Here is a 16,867-nt window from a genome sequence, read left to right on the forward strand (position 1 = left end):
ATGTCACCCCTCAGTCAGTCAAGCCGTAGAGGCGTGTGCGAAACGCCACCTTGTCCTTCAGATATGTGGTTTTCAGAACGTCCACAACATGCGATCGCCAGGCGTCGCTGAAGCCTTCATAGTCCCTGTAGAAGCCCGGCTTGTTGAAGACGTAACGCGAAACGAAGTCCTGCGGCACGAAGTCCGAGATCAGCTGGTTGGTCAGCCAGGCGTCGGGATGGTCCGGCTTGGCGCGGATGACCAGGAAGCGCTGCTGCGGGAACACGTCCTCGATCTTGAGATGGCCGAGCTGGGCGATCTCGCGCTTGGCGGCGTTGAGGAAGGGAAAATTGCCGTCCCTGGTGATCAGATCGGTATGGCCGTGGATCCAGGTCTGCAGCCAGACCTTGTCGACGTCGGTCAGATTGCGGTCGGGATCGGCGTCGCGGATCAGCGCGCGCACCACCATTTCGGCGCGATGCTCGAGATAACCGGAGGTTTCGATCCATGAGGCGCGCGGCAACTCGAGGCGGCCGGTCGAGGCGAGGAACTTGAATACCTTGTCGGCGTCGTGGATCGAAAGGTAGCTCACCTGCCATGGCCGCGAGCGGCGGAAGCCCGGCGCTGCCGGGTCGCTGATCACCGTCGTCACGTCGGGATCGACGAACACATAAAGTCCGCCGAAATGGCTGGTCCAATAGGCATTGTGGCGGAAGATCACCTGGTCCGGCACCAGCGCATTCTCGCGGATGTCGCCGCAGATCTTCGCCAGCTCGACCATGTGGGCAAGCATGGCGTTGTCGCGCCAGGCATCCGGTTCCTGCTTCAGCCGGTCGACCAGCTTGCCGAGTTCAGCGGCCTTGCCGAGCACATCCTCGGCCGACAGCACCTTGAATTCGACCTGATTGATCGACAGCAGGTCCTCGATGTCGTCGACCTTGGGGACCGAATCCTCGATCTCGCCGTAGATGACGTCCTTGATCGTCAGCGCATCGATGGCGCGCTGGTTCTTGGACATGAACTCGTACATCAGCAGCGAAGTGTTGGAGAACGCCGTGTGCACCACCGGCAGGTCGATCTGCGACGGCGTCAGGATGATGAAGCGACGGTTGACCTCGTTCGGATCGAGGTAGCTGTAGTCGCCGCATTCCTCGGCGACCTGCGGCGAGAAGCCAGTGCGATCGATCTCGAAGCTTTTCAACTTGGTCGGCTTCAAGCCGAACGCGACCATCGCCTTGTTGTAGCGCTGGATCAGGTGCGGCTCGTCGATCGTCAGCAGCCGGCCGTAGATCAGCTCGTTGTCGCGCAACAGATCGGGTTTCTTAGCGGGGCTCATGTGCGCGATACCAATGGATCTTGCGCTGGAGGATCGAGCTCCAGCGGTGACGCCCCCCTCTCCCCGTTCTTCACGGGGAGAGGGTAAGGGTGAGGGGCGGCGCGAACGGTCAAGGACATGTCTCTCCATACCCTTTGGCGGCGACAAATCGAAGATCATGCGTTTCGATATGGCGTTCGAGGCGTCCTTCGATCGCAGCCAATATTGTCTCAAGGACTGCTTCCCGGTCCTTCAATACGTCGACGTTCCAAAAGCGCAGCATGGACCAGCCATTCGAGACGATGAAGCGATCCCGGATTCGATCATATTGGCTGCCGACATGCTGACTGCCATCGACTTCGACGACCAGCTGGCAGTCTCTGCAGGCGAAATCGGCGAAGTAAGAGCCTATCGGCAACTGCCGTACGAATTTATGGCCGTTCAGTCTGCGGTCGCGCAACTCCATCCAGAGCGCGGTTTCTGCATCGTTGTCGGATTGACGCAGGCGCCTTGCGCGCTTGGTTATGTCTATTTCTGGTCCACGCATGCGCTGCCCCTCACCCTTACCCTCTCCCCGTGAAGAACGGGGAGAGGGGGGCGTCAGCTTTTGAGCCACGTCTTTCAGCGTTGCTGTGGGAGCTTATGCAGCGCACCAGGGGCAGTGGTATCCGGCGAGAAGAAACCTCACGCATTCCACAGCCCCTTTTTCTTCAACTCCTCGATCTCGCGCACGGCACGCTCCCGCAGACGGGTGTCGCGGATCATCTTGATCACCGCCGCATCATCGGACTTGTCGGAATAGCGGAACTCGGAATCCGCGTAGCGGTTGATCTCCTGCATGACCATGTCCATCGAGAATGGCCCGCGCAGCTCCTCGATCATCGCTTTCTTGTCGTCGTAACCCTTGTGCATGAAGGCTTCCGGCTTTTCGAACCACTCGTCGGGCAATTCGATGTCCATGGCGCGCATCTTGATCGCGTCGGTGACGTTCTTGATCGCGCGGCCGGTAAAGCGCGGCTCGGCATCCTTGATCATATGCAGATAAGTGCCGATGTCGGCCATCGTCTTTGGCGCGCCATTCTCCTTCATGTAGTGCTCATAGACCTTCATCAGCCCGTCTTCCTGCGGCTTTTCATGCTCCTCGTAAGCTTCCATCACCGCGCGCTGGATCTCTTGCGCCGCATAGAGCTTGTGGTCGCCGAGCGGGATCTTGTGGTTCTTGCCGGCGAGCAGAACGAAGATGTCGATGTAGTCGTCGCGGCTCTGCGGGCCGTCGACCAGCCAGCGCGCGCCGGTGCGCTGGCGTAGCGCGTCGTCGACGTTTTCGGGATAGTTGGAGAACATGCCGAACGAGCAGTTGCCGCGCACCACGGTCGCCGCACCTCCAAAGGCGTCCATCAGGACGCCGGTGATTTCCTGCTGGCCGGCCGAGGCGCGGTCGTCGGACCGGCGTGCCGCCACCTGGTCGATATCGTCGATGGTGCCGAAGCCGATGACGCGCGGGTTCAGCACATTGTTGATGAACTGGCGGCAGTTCTGGCCCGACTTGCCCTGGTAGGAGGAGATCTGGTCGACGCCGAAATTCTCGTAGGCGAAGGGATAGCCGGCGACCTGGCAATAACCATTGAGAAGACCGGCGATCATCTGGATCAAGGTTGTCTTGCCGGTGCCGGGCGCGCCATCGCCGATAAAAGTGAACAGGAAGCCGCCGAGCTCGACGAACGGGTTCAGCTCGCGCTCGAAGTCATAGGCCATCAGCATCTTGGCAAGCTTGACCGACTGGTATTTGGCGATGTGGTTGCCGACGACCTCTTCCGGTTTTTTGAAGGTCATCACCAGCGGCTTTGCCCGCTTACCCGGCGCGACGTCGAAGCCGTCAAGGGTAAAATCGTCGATGTCGATGCGGATATGCGCGTTCTCGAACGGACCGATGCCGTCGAAGCGGCCCTTTCGCGCCAACAGCCCGTCGATGGCGACGCGGGCAAAGGCGCGGGCGCGGGTCATCAGGTCGGCATCGTCCTTCGAACCTGCTATCGCCCTGTCGAGCCCGGCCACGATCGACTTCACCGCATCCTGTGGCGTGTCGAACAGAAAGTCCGGCTCGGGCGTGTCGTTCGGCGCCTCGCCGTCGCTGTCGATCAGCTGGAACAAATAGGAGGCAAGGCTGAAGGCGGAGATGTAGGCAGAGGCCGACAGCAGCTTCTTGAAGGTGGCAGCTTCATCGCCTTCGAGCGGCGCGCGGGCGTTTTTCGCCTGCAGACCTTCGAGGTCCGAGCCCTCGGCGAAGACATCCGATATGGCCAGCGCTATCGCTGTGCCGCGCCGGGCGCGAAACAACAGCGTGTGCTGCGGGATGGTCAGCAACTGGTCGTCGGAATGGACGGCGGCGACGGTTTTGGCGAGCTCGACCTCGCGCGAGCGGCGCACCGAGCCGACCGAGACGGTAGAGACGAAGCGGCGGTTGGTGCCGGCAAGCGCGGTGCCGGACTCGCGCGATGGGTCCTCCAGCACGACGATGCGAGTGATGAAACTTTGCGCAGTGGCACGGTGCTTTTCAATTGCCGCTTCCGGGATGGTGGTCAGGCCGGTGTCCATGGAGGATGCTCCGCGATTTGACGGTCATACGTCGCTGATGACCTGCCCTTTGGACAGGATGTGGACCTTGTAGCCCGAAAAGATCTTCTGCGCCTCGCCGGCGGCATAGAGCGCCTGATAGGCCTCGTGCGGAATCAGCGCATGGTTCTCATAGCTCGACACGCCTTGCCGCGCGGCTTCGAGATCGTCGGTATTGATGAAGAATTCCTGCGTCGTCTTTTCGCTCGAAAACAGCCCCTTGCGGCCTGGCTTTTCGGCCTTGGAAAAGACCTCCTGGATGGTCCAGGTCAGCAGCCAGGCGTTTTCCGGCTTGCGCACCTTGGCCAGCACTTCGCTCACCGTCGAATTGTTGTCGGTAATCCCTGCAGAATAGAACGGGCCGAGCACGACGCGACGCAGTTGCTTGGGATGCAGCGGCTCGAAATCCTTGTCGAGGTTGACCGCGATGGTCGCCGGCGACAGCGCGTAGGCGGAATTCTTCTCGGTGAAATCGTCGAAACGGTGGGCAAGCTCGGGATTGAGCAAGCCGTCGACCGGCAGCGGAATGTCGACCCTCTCATTAAGTTTGCCACTGGAGTCGACAAGCTGCCGGATCATGTCGTCCGAGGAATCCTCGACCGTCACCATATACACAAGCGGCAGGTTGGCGCTGCCGTCGAAGCAGGCCCAGTGGACCAGATAATAGGGGCGCAACGTCTTCGGATTGACCGACACCTTGACCGTCTGGGCCAGCGTGAACGGGCCGAAGGTGGTCTCGCTCTTGACGTCCTCGAGGTAAAGCCGCTCGGCCATCGACTTCTGCAGCGCTTCGGGAAATTCCTTGTGGCGCAGGATGAAGTCCGCCATTTCCTCGCGCAGCTCATCGGCCAGCGGGAGATTGGCGAGGCGCGCATCGGCCTGGAGTCGGTCGTTTTCCAGCTCCAGCAGGTTCTGGAAGACCGGGAAACCGCTTTCGGCGCGCGAGATGCGGAACGTCTCGGTGAAGCCCAGCCGGTTGCGCCAGCACGAGAACGACTTGTCGAGCCGCGCAATATATTCGGCGACGACCTTGGCGACGATGCCGTGCCGGTAGAGCGGCGAGCGATCGTCGCGCATGAACACTTCGAGGCCGCCAAGTGCCGCCGCGATCGCCGAGAAATAGCGCGCCGCAGCTTCGTTTTCGGGGGTCATGCTGCCAGCCCTTGGGAGCAGTGCACGTGCAGCAATTACGACTGCACGTAATTTGCCGAATTGTGCTTCTTCATCACATCGTCGAAGCGGCGGGCGAAGGCATCGTCGGCGAGCTTCTTGCGGCGCTGGATGTCGGCGGTGGCGACCATGTTCTTCTCGTGCATTTCAAGCAGATCGCCGATGTGCTTTTGCGAGGCGGCACCAATGCCGGCCATGGTCTCTTCGGCGGTGTTATCGACCTGGCTGCCCAGCGTGTTGATCTTGTGGGCGACATCCTGTTGGGCGGCGGTCTTCAGCGAATCTTCCAGGGCCTTGTACAGAACGATGCGCTGTTCGGTATCGATGGTCAGCTTGTTGATCAGCGTCGATTGCGCCGCGATCTGGTTGTTGAGCGAATCAACGAAGGTCTGGAACATCGAGGTGTAGCGCTCCAGCGTCTGGCTTTCGGCCAGCAATTCCTGCTCCTTGGCCTGCTTCTCGTTGTATTCCGTGGCCAGTTTTGAGCGTTCGCCTTCAAGCTGCGTGCGCTCCTTCTGGCTGGTCGAGGCGGCGATCTTGTTCTCGATGTCGAGCAGCATCGGGTTGAGTTCTTCGATGCGTTTCTGCACGGTCTCGAGATTGGACATGGTGGTCTTGCGGCGCTCGATCACCTGCGACAGGCTGGCCTCGGAGGTCTTGTAGCGCGTGTCGAGAACCTGCTTCTGCGCCTTGAGGATGCCGACGATGGTGTCGGATTTCGCCAGCAGCTCCTGCAGATTGCCGGCCAGCGACATGTTGCGGACGCGGTCGGTGCGCAGGCGCTGCTTGCGCTGGCTGGAGAAGACACCGACGAAATTTTCCCAGCCGGTGTAGTTCTTCATGCTCTCGAATTCGGCGCCGAAGACGTTGGTGGCGTCCTCCAGGCCGATAATCAGGTCGGCGATATTGCCTTCCATCACCTTCTGCTGCTTCAGCACGTCCTCGATGCGGGCATTCTCGATGTCGAAATTGGCGTCGCCGATCTTCTTGTCGGCGGTGGCGAGCGTGTCGAGCACAGTACCGGACTGCTCGATCTTGGTGCGCATGTCCTCTACGACCTGCTTGGTCTTGGCAATCTCGGCATCGAAATTCTGCAATGTCGCCATTGGGGCCTCCCGCTTCGGCATCGGTTTCGTTTCGCAAACCGCCGCGAATATATGTGCCGGGTTTGGCGAATGAAAGACGGAAGACATGGGATTACAGGAAAACAAAAGAATTTCAGGAGGCCGACCGCAGGATAGTCAGGCAATGATTACGGTGTAACTGCCGTCCGGTCAGACACCGCTTCAACCGCGGCTGGACTTTAGGTCGGGAGCGACGCTCAGGGCTTGGGATCGGCCTTGAGGTAGGCGATGACATTGGCGATGTCGTCGTCGCTGGTCAGGCCGGAGAAGGCCATTTTGTTGCCGGGGACCTTCTGCCGCGGCGCGCGCAGGTATTCGGCGAGGTTTGCTTCGTCCCAGACCAGGCCGGCGGCGCCGGCGTCCTTCATCCCCTGCGAGTAGCGGCTGAGATAACTGTCCGCGGTGCCGGCGGTGCGGCCGACGACACCCAGCAGATGCGGGCCGACCTTGTCGTGGTCGCTCGTTGCCTCATGACAGGCCATGCATCTGTTGAAGACTTTCTTGCCGAGAGCGGCATCGCCGTCGGCATGCGCGGAAAGAGCGCCGGCGATGAGGAAAGCAGCGGCAGACGAAATGGCTCGAAGCATGGGAACTCCCCGACGGCTCTGGCTGAGAGGTTCTGAAATAGGAAGCAGGCCTTAAACAAGCGCCGCACGATGGCGCGATTGGCGAACGAATGTCGGCCGGGAGGTCGGATGAAAGCAATAGCGCTGGTCAGGTTCTGGTGAAGCCGATGAAATCGTCGGGCACGGCGCGGCCCATTTCCTCTTCCCAATGGCGGCGGCAGAGCGAGACGTAGACATCCTTGCCGATCGCCACCTGTTCGCCCTGTTTCGCCACCTTGCCGTCGGCGCCGAGGCGCACCACCATCGTCGCCTTGCGGCCGCAGCGGCAGATGGTGCGCACCTCGCGCAGGTCGTCGGCGATTGCCAGCAGGGTGCGCGATCCGGAAAACAGCTTGCCTTGGAAATCGGTGCGCAGGCCGTAGCACATGACCGGGATGTTCAGCCGGTCGGCGATGCGGGCGAGTTGCCAGACCTGCTCCTCTTCGAGGAACTGCGCCTCATCGACGAAGACGCAATGGACCGTGGCGTGGTCGTGATGCTCGGCGACCCGGGCAAACAGATCGTCGCCGTCGCGGAACATCTCGGCTTCCGTCTCCAGGCCGATGCGCGACGAGATCAGCCCGGTATCGCCCTTGCGGTAGTGGCCGGCGATGAACAGCATCGTCGTCATGCCGCGCTCGCGGTAATTATACGAGGCCTGCAACAGCATCGTCGTCTTGCCGGCATTCATCGTCGCATAATGGAAGTACAGCTTGGCCATGCCGTCCTTTTAAGCCGAGTTGCAACAAAGCGGGGAGGGGGAGCGCCTACATTCCACCGGGAAAAGGCGACTTCCATCCGGAAAGCGGCGGGCGTGTCGCTGATCGGCCAGCCTGCGCCGTTGTTCGTGATTGCCTTAGTGCTTGAAACCGCAGCAGAATGATGTTTGGCTGACGGAACAAAGGCGGAGATAAAACCGTCGCTTCGCTTCACCGAGAACTGAAATGGGAGAATTTTCATGTCGCGTATGAGTTCATTCGTCGCCGGCCTCGGCCTGGCGGCTTTTCTATCCACGACTGGGGCCTTCGCCGGCGATCCGGAAAGCTGCAAGACGGTGCGTCTGTCCGATGTCGGCTGGACCGACATCCAGGCGACCACCGGCGTCGCCTCGGTGCTGCTCACGGCGCTCGGCTACGAGCCGCAGGTGATCCAGCTTTCGGTGCCGGTGACCTATGCGTCCCTGAAGAACAAAGATCTCGACGTGTTCCTCGGAAACTGGATGCCGTCGATGACCAACGACATCAAGGACTATGCCGCCGAAGGCTCGGTCGAGACCGTCAGTGAAAATCTCAGCGGTGCCGGCTACGGCATCGTCGTTCCGACCTATGTCGCCGATGCCGGTGTCAAGACGCTGACCGATCTCGGCAAATTCAAGGACAAGTTCGACGGCAAGATCTACGGCATCGAGGCCGGCAATGACGGCAACCGCATCATCCTCGACATGATCAAGGATCCGAAGACCAATCTCGAAGGCTTCGAACTGGTCGAATCTTCCGAGGCCGGCATGCTCACCCAGGCCGACCAGTCGATGAAGAACAATGAATGGATCGCCTTCCTCGGCTGGACGCCGCATCCGGTGATGGGCGCCATGAAGATCACCTATCTCGAGGGGATGGGAGATAGCGGCTTTGGTGCTGCCACCGTGCATACCAATGTACGCAAGGGCTACATGAGCGAATGTCCGAACGCCGGCAAGTTCATCGCCAATCTGAAGTTCAACCTGGACATGGAAGGCGAGATGATGGACGCGATCCTGAAGGGCGGCGACGCCAATACGGTCGCGACCGACTGGCTGAAGAAGCACCCGGACGCGGTCGCTCCCTGGATCGCCGGCGTCACCACCTTCGACGGCGGCGATGCGGCGGCTGCGGTGAAAACGGCGCTCGGAAGCTGACCCGACCATCTGGCATGACGAGACAAGGGGCAGCCACGGTAGAAATGGCTGCCCTTTTTCATATCCTGTGACAAGATGACCGTCCGGCGAAGGACGGCGCCGGTAGAAGAGGGGCTAGATGGATCCGATCTCCAAATTCCTGGTCAGTTACAAGATTCCCATTGGGGCATGGGGGAAGGCGTTTTTCGGCTTTCTCACCGACAATTTCGACACCATCTTCAGGGCTTTTTCCAACAGCCTCAACTTCCTGCTCGACGGCATCGTCGACGGGCTGCTGTTGCTGCCGCCGGTTCTGCTGATCGCGCTGATCGCTCTGCTCGCCTATTTCCTGCAGCGCTCGAAAGGCCTGGCTTTGGCGGTATTCATCGGATTGCTGTTCATCCTCAACCAGAACCTGTGGAAGCAGACGGTGGAGACGCTGGTGCTGGTGGTCGCCGCCGCCGCCGTGTCGATGGCCATCGGCGTGCCGCTCGGCATCTGGGCCGCGCACAAGCCGAAGGTGTATCGCGTCATGCTGCCGGTGCTCGACCTGATGCAGACATTGCCGACCTTCGTCTACCTGATCCCGGTGCTGACCCTGTTCGGCCTCGGCAACGCGCCCGGCCTGATCGTCACCATCATCTTCGTCATCCCGACCTCGGTTCGGCTCACCCATCTCGGCGTCACCTCGGTGCCGAAATCGATCGTCGAGGCGGGCGAGGCGTTCGGCGCCACCAAGCGCCAGCTGCTGTGGAAGGTCGAGCTGCCTTCGGCGCTGCCGACCATCATGGCTGGGCTGACCCAGTCGATCATGCTGTCGCTGTCGATGGTGGTGTTCGCCGCCCTGATCGGCGCCGGCGGCCTCGGTACGGAAATCAACCGGGCGCTCGGTTCGCGCAGGATCGACCTCGGGCTTGAGGCAGGGCTGGCGATCGTCGTGCTCGCCATCGTGCTCGACCGGATGACGCGCATCGGCGTGGGAGGCAAGAAATGACCGTCGCCGTCGATTTCAGGAATGTCGACATCGTCTTCGGCGCCGACCAGGCAGGCTCGCTGGCGCTGATCGACAGTGGTGCCACCCGAGCCGAGATCCTCGAACAGACCGGCAACGTACTGGGCTGCGCCGGCGCCAGCCTCACCGTGAACGAGGGCGAGATCTCGGTGCTGATGGGGCTTTCCGGCTCCGGCAAATCGACGCTGCTCAGAGCCGTCAACCGGCTGAACGTCGTCTCGCGCGGCCAGGTGCTGGTCAAGGACGGCGACGGTACGGTCGACGTCGTCACCTGCGACGAGGCGACGCTTCGGCGGCTGCGGCAGAAGCAGGTGGCGATGGTGTTCCAGCAGTTCGGGCTGCTGCCGTGGCGCACGGTGGAGGAGAATGTCGGCCTTGGCCTCGAGCTCGCCGGCGTACCCGAAGCCGAGCGCAAGGAGCGGGTGAACAGGCAACTGAAGCTGGTTCATCTCGACCAGTGGTCGAAGAAATATGCGCATGAGCTTTCCGGCGGCATGCAGCAGCGCGTCGGCCTGGCGCGCGCCTTTGCCACCGAGGCGCCGATCCTGCTCATGGACGAGCCGTTCTCGGCGCTCGATCCGCTGATCCGGACCAAGCTGCAGGACGAGTTGCTGCAGCTCCAGGCCGAGCTGAAGAAGACCATCATCTTCGTCAGCCACGACCTCGAGGAGGCGCTGAAGATCGGCACCCATATCACCATCATGGAAGGCGGGCGCATCGTGCAAACCGGCGCGCCGGAAGACATCGTGCTGCGGCCCGCCAACGACTATGTCCGCGACTTCATCGCCAATGTGAACCCGCTCTCGGTGCTGACCGCGTGGAACGTCATGCGCGACCGCCGCGACCTCGAACACGGCGAGAACGGCTGGGTGTGGCTCGACCGGCGCAGGACGACGCGTTTCAAGATCGACGAGCATGGGCTGGTGGCGGCGGCCGAGCGCGACGGCAAGCCCGCGGTATGGGTGTCCTGCGCCGATGTCGAAGCCCAGCCGGAGGAGACGGCGCAGGTGTTCTGGGCCAATCCCGGCACCTCGCTGAAGACCGTGATGCTGGCCATGCATCGCTCGCAGACGGCACCGGTGGCGCTGTTCGACGACCAGTCGCGCTTTGTCGGCGCCATCGGCGTCAGGGATGTGCTGAGCGCGGTGTTGAGAAGGTAGTTTTTCTCCTTGGGGAGAGAACCAAGACCAAACGCCGAGTTCTGTCGCGCCCCCCTCTGTTCTGTCGGACATCTCTCCTACTTGGGGGAGATCGGCGGTTTCGCGGACGGCTCTCACATTCCAACGTTTGTAATTGGCGAAATCGGCGACGACGGCCAATCTTCCCACCTGTGGAGGAGGTGTCCAGCAGAACAGAGGGGGCGCGAAGGAACGCCGGCTTAGCCCGATACCGCAAGCTAAACCGCAAGCGGCAGGCGCAGCTCCGTCATCAGGCCGCCATCGGGATGGTTGGACAGGCTGACTTCGCCGCCGGCGCTACGGGCGATGTTGCGGGCGATGGTCAAGCCGAGGCCGAGGCCGCCGGTCTGACGGTTGCGCGACTGTTCCAGGCGCACGAACGAGCCGAACACGGCGTCGAGCTCGGCTTGCGGTATGCCCGGACCCTCGTCATGGATCGCCAGCGTGATTGTCTTGCCTGATTGACGCAGGCTGAGATGCGCCCTCTTGCCATAGGTCACCGCGTTCTGGACGAGGTTGGTGACACAGCGCCGTAGCGCGACCGGCCGCGCGACGCAGATCAGGCCGCGCGAGCGCGCGTCCTCATTGTCGAAGGAGACCTCGTCGAAGCCGTCGGCGATCGATTCTACCAGCGACCAGAAATCGATCCTCTCGCTCTTCTCCTCGGTCACCTCGAAAGTGGCGAAGTCGATGACCGAGCTGGCAATGCCTTCGATGTCGGCGAGGTCGTGCGCCAGTGCGGCGCGCACGGACGAATTCCTCAGCAGTTCGAGGCGCAGCCGCATCCTGGTCAGCGGCGTGCGCAGGTCGTGCGCCAGTGCGGCCGCAAGATGCTCGCGGTCCTCGACGTAGGCGCGCAGCCTCGCCTGCATGGCATTGACCGCCTTTGCCGCGGTACGCACCTCGCGGCTGCCGCTCTCGGCGATCGGCGGGCTTTTCAGGTCCTCGCCGATCCGCTTCACCGCGGTCTCCATCATCCGGTAGGGCGCCGTCAGCCGGCGCAGCGACCAGATCGAGGAAGCCACCACCAGCCCGGCGATCAAGGCATAGAGCGGCAGGCTATCGAAGCTCAGTATCGGTCCGGCCGGTGTGTTCGGCTCGGTGAAGTTCAGCCATTGGCCGTCGGCAAAGCGAAGCGAAGCGGTCAGCTTGTCGCTCTGGGCGAAATCGGCCGCCAGCACCAGCAGGTCGCGCTCGACCTGGCCGATATCGGGACCGGCGACCGTCCCACCGGGAGCGTCGGCTTCGTGCGTTGCCGGGTCGCGGCGGACCCGCGCGTCGGTGATGCCGAACTTCGATAGCCGACCGACCAATATGTCTTCCAATTCGGCCAGTTCGTCGTCGCCGGCTATCGACGAAGTAACGGCGGGCGTGTCGGAGACGGTGAGCGCATAAGTGGCGTTGAACAGGCCGGAGGCCGTCGCCTTGCGCTGTTCCGGCGTAGCATCATGCATCAGCTGCACCAGCGAGAAGGCGCGGTCGTTCAGCCGGTAGAGATCGACGACGTCATTGGCGGCGGCACGGTCGCGCGAAACGATGTAAAGGGTCGCGATCTGGCTGATCAGCAGGCCGGCGATGACGATGAGCAGCACCCAGACCGGCAGCGTTTGCGGCAGGATGCGTCTCATTCGGAGGTCGTCTCAGGCAGGAACTGGTAGCCGCCGCTGCGCACGGTCAGGATCAGCTTCGGCGTTTTCGGGTCGTCCTCCATCTTGCGCCGCAGCCGGCTGACCAGAATGTCGACGCTGCGGTCGAAGCTGTAGCCGCTGTCGCCGCCGGACAGCTCGATCAGCTGCTCGCGGCTCAGTACGCGCTGCGCGCTCTTGACGAAGGTCTGCAGGAGATTGAATTCGGCCATCGTCAGCTCGATCCTGACGTCGCCGGGCGCCATCAGCCGGCGGCGCGAACAGTCCATCGTCCAGCCGGCGAAATGGTAGATCTGCCGCGAGGCGGCGCGTCGCGGTTCGGCGGCGCCATTGCGTCTCAAGACGGCACGAATGCGTGCGAGCAGCTCGCGCGGATCGAAGGGTTTCGGCACGTAGTCGTCGGCGCCCATCTCCAGCCCAACCACGCGGTCGGTAGTTTCGGTAACCGCGGTCAGCATGATGATCGGCGTCGAATAATTGGCGCGCAACTCGCGGCAGAGCTCCAGCCCGCTCTTGCCGGGCAGCATGACGTCCAGGACGATCAGGTCGACCTGGGCGCGGCGCAGGATGGTCTCCATCTCGGTGCCGTCGGCGGCGATCGATGTATGCAGCCCTCGCTTCTGGAAAAATTCCTGAAGCAGGTCGCGAATGCCCTTGTCGTCGTCGACGATCAGTATGTGGGGGTCGGATTTCACCGGGAACCTGTCATTTGTGGATCGCCCAAGCGCTGCTTCGGCCGTCAGCCAGACGATAGAATTCAGGCCATAAGTTGGCCAGTGAAGATCGGCGGCTCGATCCGGGCTGCCCAGAAACAATCCAGAAACAAAATTCTACAATCCGGAAAAACTGCCGAAAAAAATCAAAGGCATAAGTGGTGCCGTGGCGGTCAGGTCATCGGCTGCGACACGCGTTACGGGATTACGGACAGACCAATGCAAAGGTTCTCGATCAGTCTGATGGGTGCGTTGCTTTCCATTTCGCTCGTCACGGCCGCGGTCGAACATGCCGATGCAAAACTGGCCGATGCGAAGGTGGCCAATGCAAAGGCGGCCGATGCAAAGGTGGCGACCACCCGCAGCGAGCGTTGCATCGATCTGAACCGCCAGTTTGACGAAGCCCTCGAAACCCATGCCGCGGCAACGCAGGTCACCGCTGCGAAAGCACTTCAAAGAAAGGGAAACCGGTTCTGCGCCAACAAGAAACAGGCACAGGGAATCCGGATGCTCGCGAATGCTTTGAAGCTGCTTGGAGTGACACCGATCGATCCCGTTCAGTGACACAATCCGATCTGCACAAAAAGGAAGTGAAGCCATGAAAAAGTCCCTCCTCTCCGCCCTCGGTCTCGCCATCGCGCTGGCCGTCTCGATGCCGGTTCTCGGCGCCAGCAGCGCCAATGCCGCGACCACCACCCCGGCTGCGACGACAACGACGACCGCTGCGCCGGCCAAGGCCGTGAAGAAGGTCGCTGCCAAGAAGACCGTCAAGAAGCACAAGAAGCACGCGGTCAAGGCAACTCCGAAGGCCTGATCAAGCGACATCTTTCTACCCTATGAGAAGACCGCTCCAGTTGCGATTTGCCTGGAGCGGTCGTCTTTTTTGTTGCGTGCAGACAGTAGGGCCAGTCCCGGCCCACACCCCCCGTTGAACGCCAGACGGCAGTTCCCACATAGGCACGGACTTTTGAACTGCGCCTGCCGGGAAGCCGATCGCGCGCGGTTGAATGGACGACCGCTTTTGCCCATGTCAAAATGACCGCAAAGCTGTCGTACGCAATTGCCGGTCCAATGCCTGAAATCACGACAAAACCCCGTACCAGCACGAAGCCGAAGGTCGAACGGCCGAAGCTCTACAAGGTCATCCTGGTCAATGACGATTTCACTCCGCGCGAGTTTGTCGTGACGGTGCTGAAGGCCGAGTTCAAGCTCAGCGAAGACCAGGCGCATAGGATAATGATCACCGCGCACCGGCGCGGCGTCTGCGTTGTCGCCGTCTTCACCAGGGATGTCGCCGAGACTAAGGCGGCGCGGGCAACCGATGCCGGCAAGGCCAAGGGCTACCCGCTGATGTTCACGACGGAGCCGGAGGAGTAGGGCGGTTCGCTTTCTTCCTTCTCCCCTTGTGGGAGAAGGTGGCCGAGCGAAGCTCGGTCGGATGAGGGGTGTTCCAGCTTGGCAAGGACGGCACTCCGTCCAGCACCCCTCAACCGTCTTGGCGCTGCGCGCCAATCCACCTTCTCCCACAAGGGGAGAAGGATAAACCGCGTTACCGCCCTTCGCGGTACCACATCGAGCCCATCGCCAGAAGCAGCAGGCCGAGGCCGAGGAAGCCGCCGAACAGCGGCACGCGCGAGACGGCCTTGAGCACGCTGTCGTCGGTGGTGCGCAGGCCGATCCAGTCATTGCCGGAAGCCGCGCCCGAGGAACGGACCGGGACTACGGATGGCAGCGTGACGGTGCTGGTCAGGTTGCCAATGGCCGATGCCGGCGCCAGCCGGCGAACGCTGCCGCCGGTTGCCTCAGCCGGTGGTTTCAGCCGGTTCTCGGTGGAGACGACGTCGGTGAATTCCGGGGCGTTGACCGGCCCGACATGGGCCAATGCCGTCAGGTCGCCATTGCCGACCTGATAGAGACCGATTTCGCTGGTCTCGACGCTGCCGAGGAAGACGCCTGGCTCGGATTTCTCGAGCCTGACGATCAGTGCCTTGCCGGACGGCGTGATGACTTGCGCCGGGCCGGGATCGTCGCTCATCGTCTGGCGGCGGATTTCCAGCACCATGCCGCGGCCGTCGGCGGTCAGCCGCTCTTCCTCGAGTTCGGGCTCCTTCATCAGCCAGTGGGCGATGCGCCGGTAGAGCTGGACGTGCGGGCCGCCGCCCTCGAATCCGCGCGCCCACAGCCAGCCCTGATCGGACAAAAGCATGCCGACGCGGCCTTCGCCCTTGCGATCGAGCAGTAGCAGCGGCCGGTTGTCGGCACCCTTCATCACCACCTCGCCCTCGGGGTTCTCGACGCCGATGGTGCGGAACCAGCGGCTCCAGTGCGGCGGCTCGGTCGCGGAGCCGTCGAGCCCACGCGTTACCGGATGACGCTGGCCGGTATCGGTGAGACGTGGGTAGAAGGCCTTGTCGATGACCTCGCCGGTCGGCATTGCCGGCAGTGCCGACATCAGCGGCGTGCGGGCGATCGAGCTTTCGCCGGCATATTCGGGGCCTGCCGCGATCAGTAGCGCGCCGCCCTTTTCGACATACTCGGAGATGTAGTCGTAATAGAGGATCGGCAGCACGTCGCGGTGCTGATAGCGGTCGAAGATGATCAGGTCGAAATCCTTGATCTTCTCGACGAACAGCTCGCGCGTCGGGAAGGCGATCAGCGACAATTCGTTGATCGGCGTGCCATCCTGCTTTTCCGGCGGGCGCAGGATGGTGAAGTGCACGAGGTCGACCGAAGCGTCGGATTTCAGCAAATTGCGCCAGGTGCGCTCGCCGGCATGCGGTTCGCCGGAAACAAGCAGCACGCGCAGATTTTCGCGGATGCCGTCGATCAGCGCGATGGCGCGGTTGTTGGTGTCGGTGAGTTCGCCCGGCTCGTGGTTGATGGCGAGTTCGACGATGTTGCGCCCGGCGCTGGGAATGGTCACCTGCAGCGGCATCGCCTGGCCGATGTTGGCGTGCTCGACCGATACCTGCTCGCCGTTGACCGATACGCGGACATCGACCGGGCCGGTCTCGTTGTTGGTGGCGATGACACGATACGTCATGTCGAGCGGCTTGCCAACGAGGCCGAAGCGCGGCGCATTCTCGAAGCGGATGCGGCGGTCCTTCTCATGCTCGTTGCCGGTAATCAGCGCGTGCAGCGGGGCATTGAAGTCGGGTGCGCCGGGCGGCGCGTCATGCACCTCGCCATCGGTGATCATGATGGCGCCGCCGATGCGCGACGGCGGCACGTCGCGGAAAGCATTTTCGAGTGAGGAAAACAACCGCGTCTCGGTGCGCTCGTCGGCGGCTTCGGACTTGCCGGCCTCGACGACACGGACGTCGAACTGCTTGAAGCGGCCGAGACGCTGCTGAAGCCCGGCCAACGCCTCATCGGTCTGTTTGGTGCGGTCGCCGATATCCTGGCTCTGGCTGCGATCGACGACGACCGCGACGATGCTTTTCAGCGGCTCGCGCTCTTCGTTGAGAAACACCGGATTGAGCAACGCCGCAGCCAGCGCAATCAGGGCTGTCAGGCGGAAGACCGCGCCGCGCTGGCGAAACCAAAGGCCGGCCAGCGCCAGCAGCAGCAGCGGCACCAGAACCACGGCGAGCAGCGGCCAGGTGATGAGCGGTTCGAAGGCGAGCGACCAGTTCATGG

General features: G+C 62.2%; 16 protein-coding genes. 6 read left to right on the plus strand and 10 right to left on the minus strand.

Annotation, left to right across the window (positions count from 1 at the left end; all coding sequences use genetic code 11):
• Positions 1-10: 10 nt before the first annotated feature.
• The 7 genes from NKI52_RS07735 to NKI52_RS07765 form a co-directional block, all read right to left on the minus strand.
• A complete protein-coding gene (locus tag NKI52_RS07735) occupies positions 11-1,315 on the minus strand; it encodes a DUF6638 family protein (RefSeq protein WP_352575756.1) in 1,305 nt (434 codons plus the stop codon).
• A 109-nt stretch (positions 1,316-1,424) separates the two neighbouring features.
• On the minus strand, positions 1,425-1,841 hold the full coding sequence (locus tag NKI52_RS07740) for an endonuclease domain-containing protein (RefSeq protein ID WP_352568022.1): 417 nt from the start codon (positions 1,839-1,841) through the stop codon (positions 1,425-1,427).
• Positions 1,842-1,978: 137 nt separating this feature from the next.
• The gene (locus NKI52_RS07745) at positions 1,979-3,889 is read right to left on the minus strand and encodes an AAA family ATPase (RefSeq protein ID WP_352697530.1); all 1,911 of its coding nucleotides are present in this window, start codon (positions 3,887-3,889) and stop codon (positions 1,979-1,981) included.
• 24 nt (positions 3,890-3,913) lie between these two features.
• On the minus strand, positions 3,914-5,059 hold the full coding sequence (locus tag NKI52_RS07750) for a hypothetical protein (RefSeq protein ID WP_352565770.1): 1,146 nt from the start codon (positions 5,057-5,059) through the stop codon (positions 3,914-3,916).
• A 35-nt stretch (positions 5,060-5,094) separates the two neighbouring features.
• Complete coding sequence (locus NKI52_RS07755) at positions 5,095-6,183, minus strand: hypothetical protein (protein WP_352450536.1); 1,089 nt, start codon at positions 6,181-6,183, stop codon at positions 5,095-5,097.
• 215 nt (positions 6,184-6,398) lie between these two features.
• Positions 6,399-6,788, minus strand: a complete 390-nt coding sequence (locus NKI52_RS07760; protein ID WP_352697531.1) for a c-type cytochrome — start codon at positions 6,786-6,788, stop codon at positions 6,399-6,401.
• A 127-nt stretch (positions 6,789-6,915) separates the two neighbouring features.
• A complete protein-coding gene (locus NKI52_RS07765; protein ID WP_352680866.1) occupies positions 6,916-7,527 on the minus strand; it encodes a thymidine kinase in 612 nt (203 codons plus the stop codon).
• 237 nt (positions 7,528-7,764) lie between these two features.
• Here NKI52_RS07765 and NKI52_RS07770 point away from each other — a divergent pair, with 237 nt between their 5' ends.
• The 3 genes from NKI52_RS07770 to choV all read left to right on the plus strand — a co-directional run bounded on the left by NKI52_RS07770 (position 7,765) and on the right by choV (position 10,851).
• Positions 7,765-8,700, plus strand: a complete 936-nt coding sequence (locus tag NKI52_RS07770; protein WP_023679505.1) for a choline ABC transporter substrate-binding protein — start codon at positions 7,765-7,767, stop codon at positions 8,698-8,700.
• 118 nt (positions 8,701-8,818) lie between these two features.
• Entirely contained in the window at positions 8,819-9,673 is an 855-nt protein-coding gene (gene choW, locus NKI52_RS07775; protein WP_254819158.1) for a choline ABC transporter permease subunit, read from the plus strand.
• On the plus strand, positions 9,670-10,851 hold the full coding sequence (gene choV / locus NKI52_RS07780; protein ID WP_023679503.1) for a choline ABC transporter ATP-binding protein: 1,182 nt from the start codon (positions 9,670-9,672) through the stop codon (positions 10,849-10,851). Before choW ends, choV begins: the two co-directional genes overlap by 4 nt.
• Positions 10,852-11,087: 236 nt before the next feature.
• Here the strand turns inward: choV and NKI52_RS07785 are convergent, their stop codons facing one another.
• Both NKI52_RS07785 and NKI52_RS07790 read right to left on the minus strand, forming a co-directional pair.
• Positions 11,088-12,497, minus strand: a complete 1,410-nt coding sequence (locus tag NKI52_RS07785) for an ATP-binding protein (protein ID WP_023679502.1) — start codon at positions 12,495-12,497, stop codon at positions 11,088-11,090.
• Positions 12,494-13,210 (minus strand): response regulator, encoded by a 717-nt coding sequence (locus NKI52_RS07790; protein ID WP_352568020.1) that lies wholly within the window; start codon positions 13,208-13,210, stop codon positions 12,494-12,496. Before NKI52_RS07790 ends, NKI52_RS07785 begins: the two co-directional genes overlap by 4 nt.
• A gap of 237 nt (positions 13,211-13,447) precedes the next feature.
• On the opposite strand from NKI52_RS07790, the gene NKI52_RS07795 reads away from it, so the two are divergent.
• The 3 genes from NKI52_RS07795 (at position 13,448) to clpS (ending at position 14,605) form a co-directional block, all read left to right on the plus strand.
• Complete coding sequence (locus NKI52_RS07795; RefSeq protein ID WP_023679500.1) at positions 13,448-13,792, plus strand: hypothetical protein; 345 nt, start codon at positions 13,448-13,450, stop codon at positions 13,790-13,792.
• A 34-nt stretch (positions 13,793-13,826) separates the two neighbouring features.
• Positions 13,827-14,042 carry a hypothetical protein gene (locus NKI52_RS07800; protein WP_352456451.1) on the plus strand — a complete coding sequence of 72 codons (216 nt, stop codon included), beginning with the start codon at positions 13,827-13,829 and terminating at the stop codon, positions 14,040-14,042.
• Between the two features lie 257 nt (positions 14,043-14,299).
• Positions 14,300-14,605 (plus strand): ATP-dependent Clp protease adapter ClpS, encoded by a 306-nt coding sequence (clpS, locus tag NKI52_RS07805; RefSeq protein WP_023679498.1) that lies wholly within the window; start codon positions 14,300-14,302, stop codon positions 14,603-14,605.
• 172 nt (positions 14,606-14,777) lie between these two features.
• Here clpS and NKI52_RS07810 read toward each other — a convergent pair whose 3' ends face one another.
• Positions 14,778-16,865: a hypothetical protein gene (locus NKI52_RS07810; protein WP_352456452.1), complete on the minus strand. Its 2,088-nt coding sequence runs from the start codon at positions 16,863-16,865 to the stop codon at positions 14,778-14,780.
• Positions 16,866-16,867 lie beyond the last annotated feature (2 nt).

The sequence above is a fragment of the Mesorhizobium sp. M0590 genome, from assembly GCF_040320905.1.
In the GTDB taxonomy this organism is placed as follows: Bacteria; Pseudomonadota; Alphaproteobacteria; order Rhizobiales; family Rhizobiaceae; genus Mesorhizobium.

Excerpts from the sequence above, each read along its gene's own strand:
- NKI52_RS07735 (WP_352575756.1), bottom strand. The coding sequence starts at position 1,315 with ATGAGCCCCGCTAAGAAACCCGATCTGTTGCGCGACAACGAGCTGATC.
- NKI52_RS07740 (WP_352568022.1), bottom strand. The coding sequence starts at position 1,841 with ATGCGTGGACCAGAAATAGACATAACCAAGCGCGCAAGGCGCCTGCGT.
- NKI52_RS07745 (WP_352697530.1), bottom strand. The coding sequence starts at position 3,889 with ATGGACACCGGCCTGACCACCATCCCGGAAGCGGCAATTGAAAAGCAC.
- NKI52_RS07750 (WP_352565770.1), bottom strand. The coding sequence starts at position 5,059 with ATGACCCCCGAAAACGAAGCTGCGGCGCGCTATTTCTCGGCGATCGCG.
- NKI52_RS07755 (WP_352450536.1), bottom strand. The coding sequence starts at position 6,183 with ATGGCGACATTGCAGAATTTCGATGCCGAGATTGCCAAGACCAAGCAG.
- NKI52_RS07760 (WP_352697531.1), bottom strand. The coding sequence starts at position 6,788 with ATGCTTCGAGCCATTTCGTCTGCCGCTGCTTTCCTCATCGCCGGCGCT.
- NKI52_RS07765 (WP_352680866.1), bottom strand. The coding sequence starts at position 7,527 with ATGGCCAAGCTGTACTTCCATTATGCGACGATGAATGCCGGCAAGACG.
- NKI52_RS07770 (WP_023679505.1), top strand. The coding sequence starts at position 7,765 with ATGTCGCGTATGAGTTCATTCGTCGCCGGCCTCGGCCTGGCGGCTTTT.
- choW (WP_254819158.1), top strand. The coding sequence starts at position 8,819 with ATGGATCCGATCTCCAAATTCCTGGTCAGTTACAAGATTCCCATTGGG.
- choV (WP_023679503.1), top strand. The coding sequence starts at position 9,670 with ATGACCGTCGCCGTCGATTTCAGGAATGTCGACATCGTCTTCGGCGCC.
- NKI52_RS07785 (WP_023679502.1), bottom strand. The coding sequence starts at position 12,497 with ATGAGACGCATCCTGCCGCAAACGCTGCCGGTCTGGGTGCTGCTCATC.
- NKI52_RS07795 (WP_023679500.1), top strand. The coding sequence starts at position 13,448 with ATGCAAAGGTTCTCGATCAGTCTGATGGGTGCGTTGCTTTCCATTTCG.
- NKI52_RS07800 (WP_352456451.1), top strand. The coding sequence starts at position 13,827 with ATGAAAAAGTCCCTCCTCTCCGCCCTCGGTCTCGCCATCGCGCTGGCC.
- clpS (WP_023679498.1), top strand. The coding sequence starts at position 14,300 with ATGCCTGAAATCACGACAAAACCCCGTACCAGCACGAAGCCGAAGGTC.
- NKI52_RS07810 (WP_352456452.1), bottom strand. The coding sequence starts at position 16,865 with ATGAACTGGTCGCTCGCCTTCGAACCGCTCATCACCTGGCCGCTGCTC.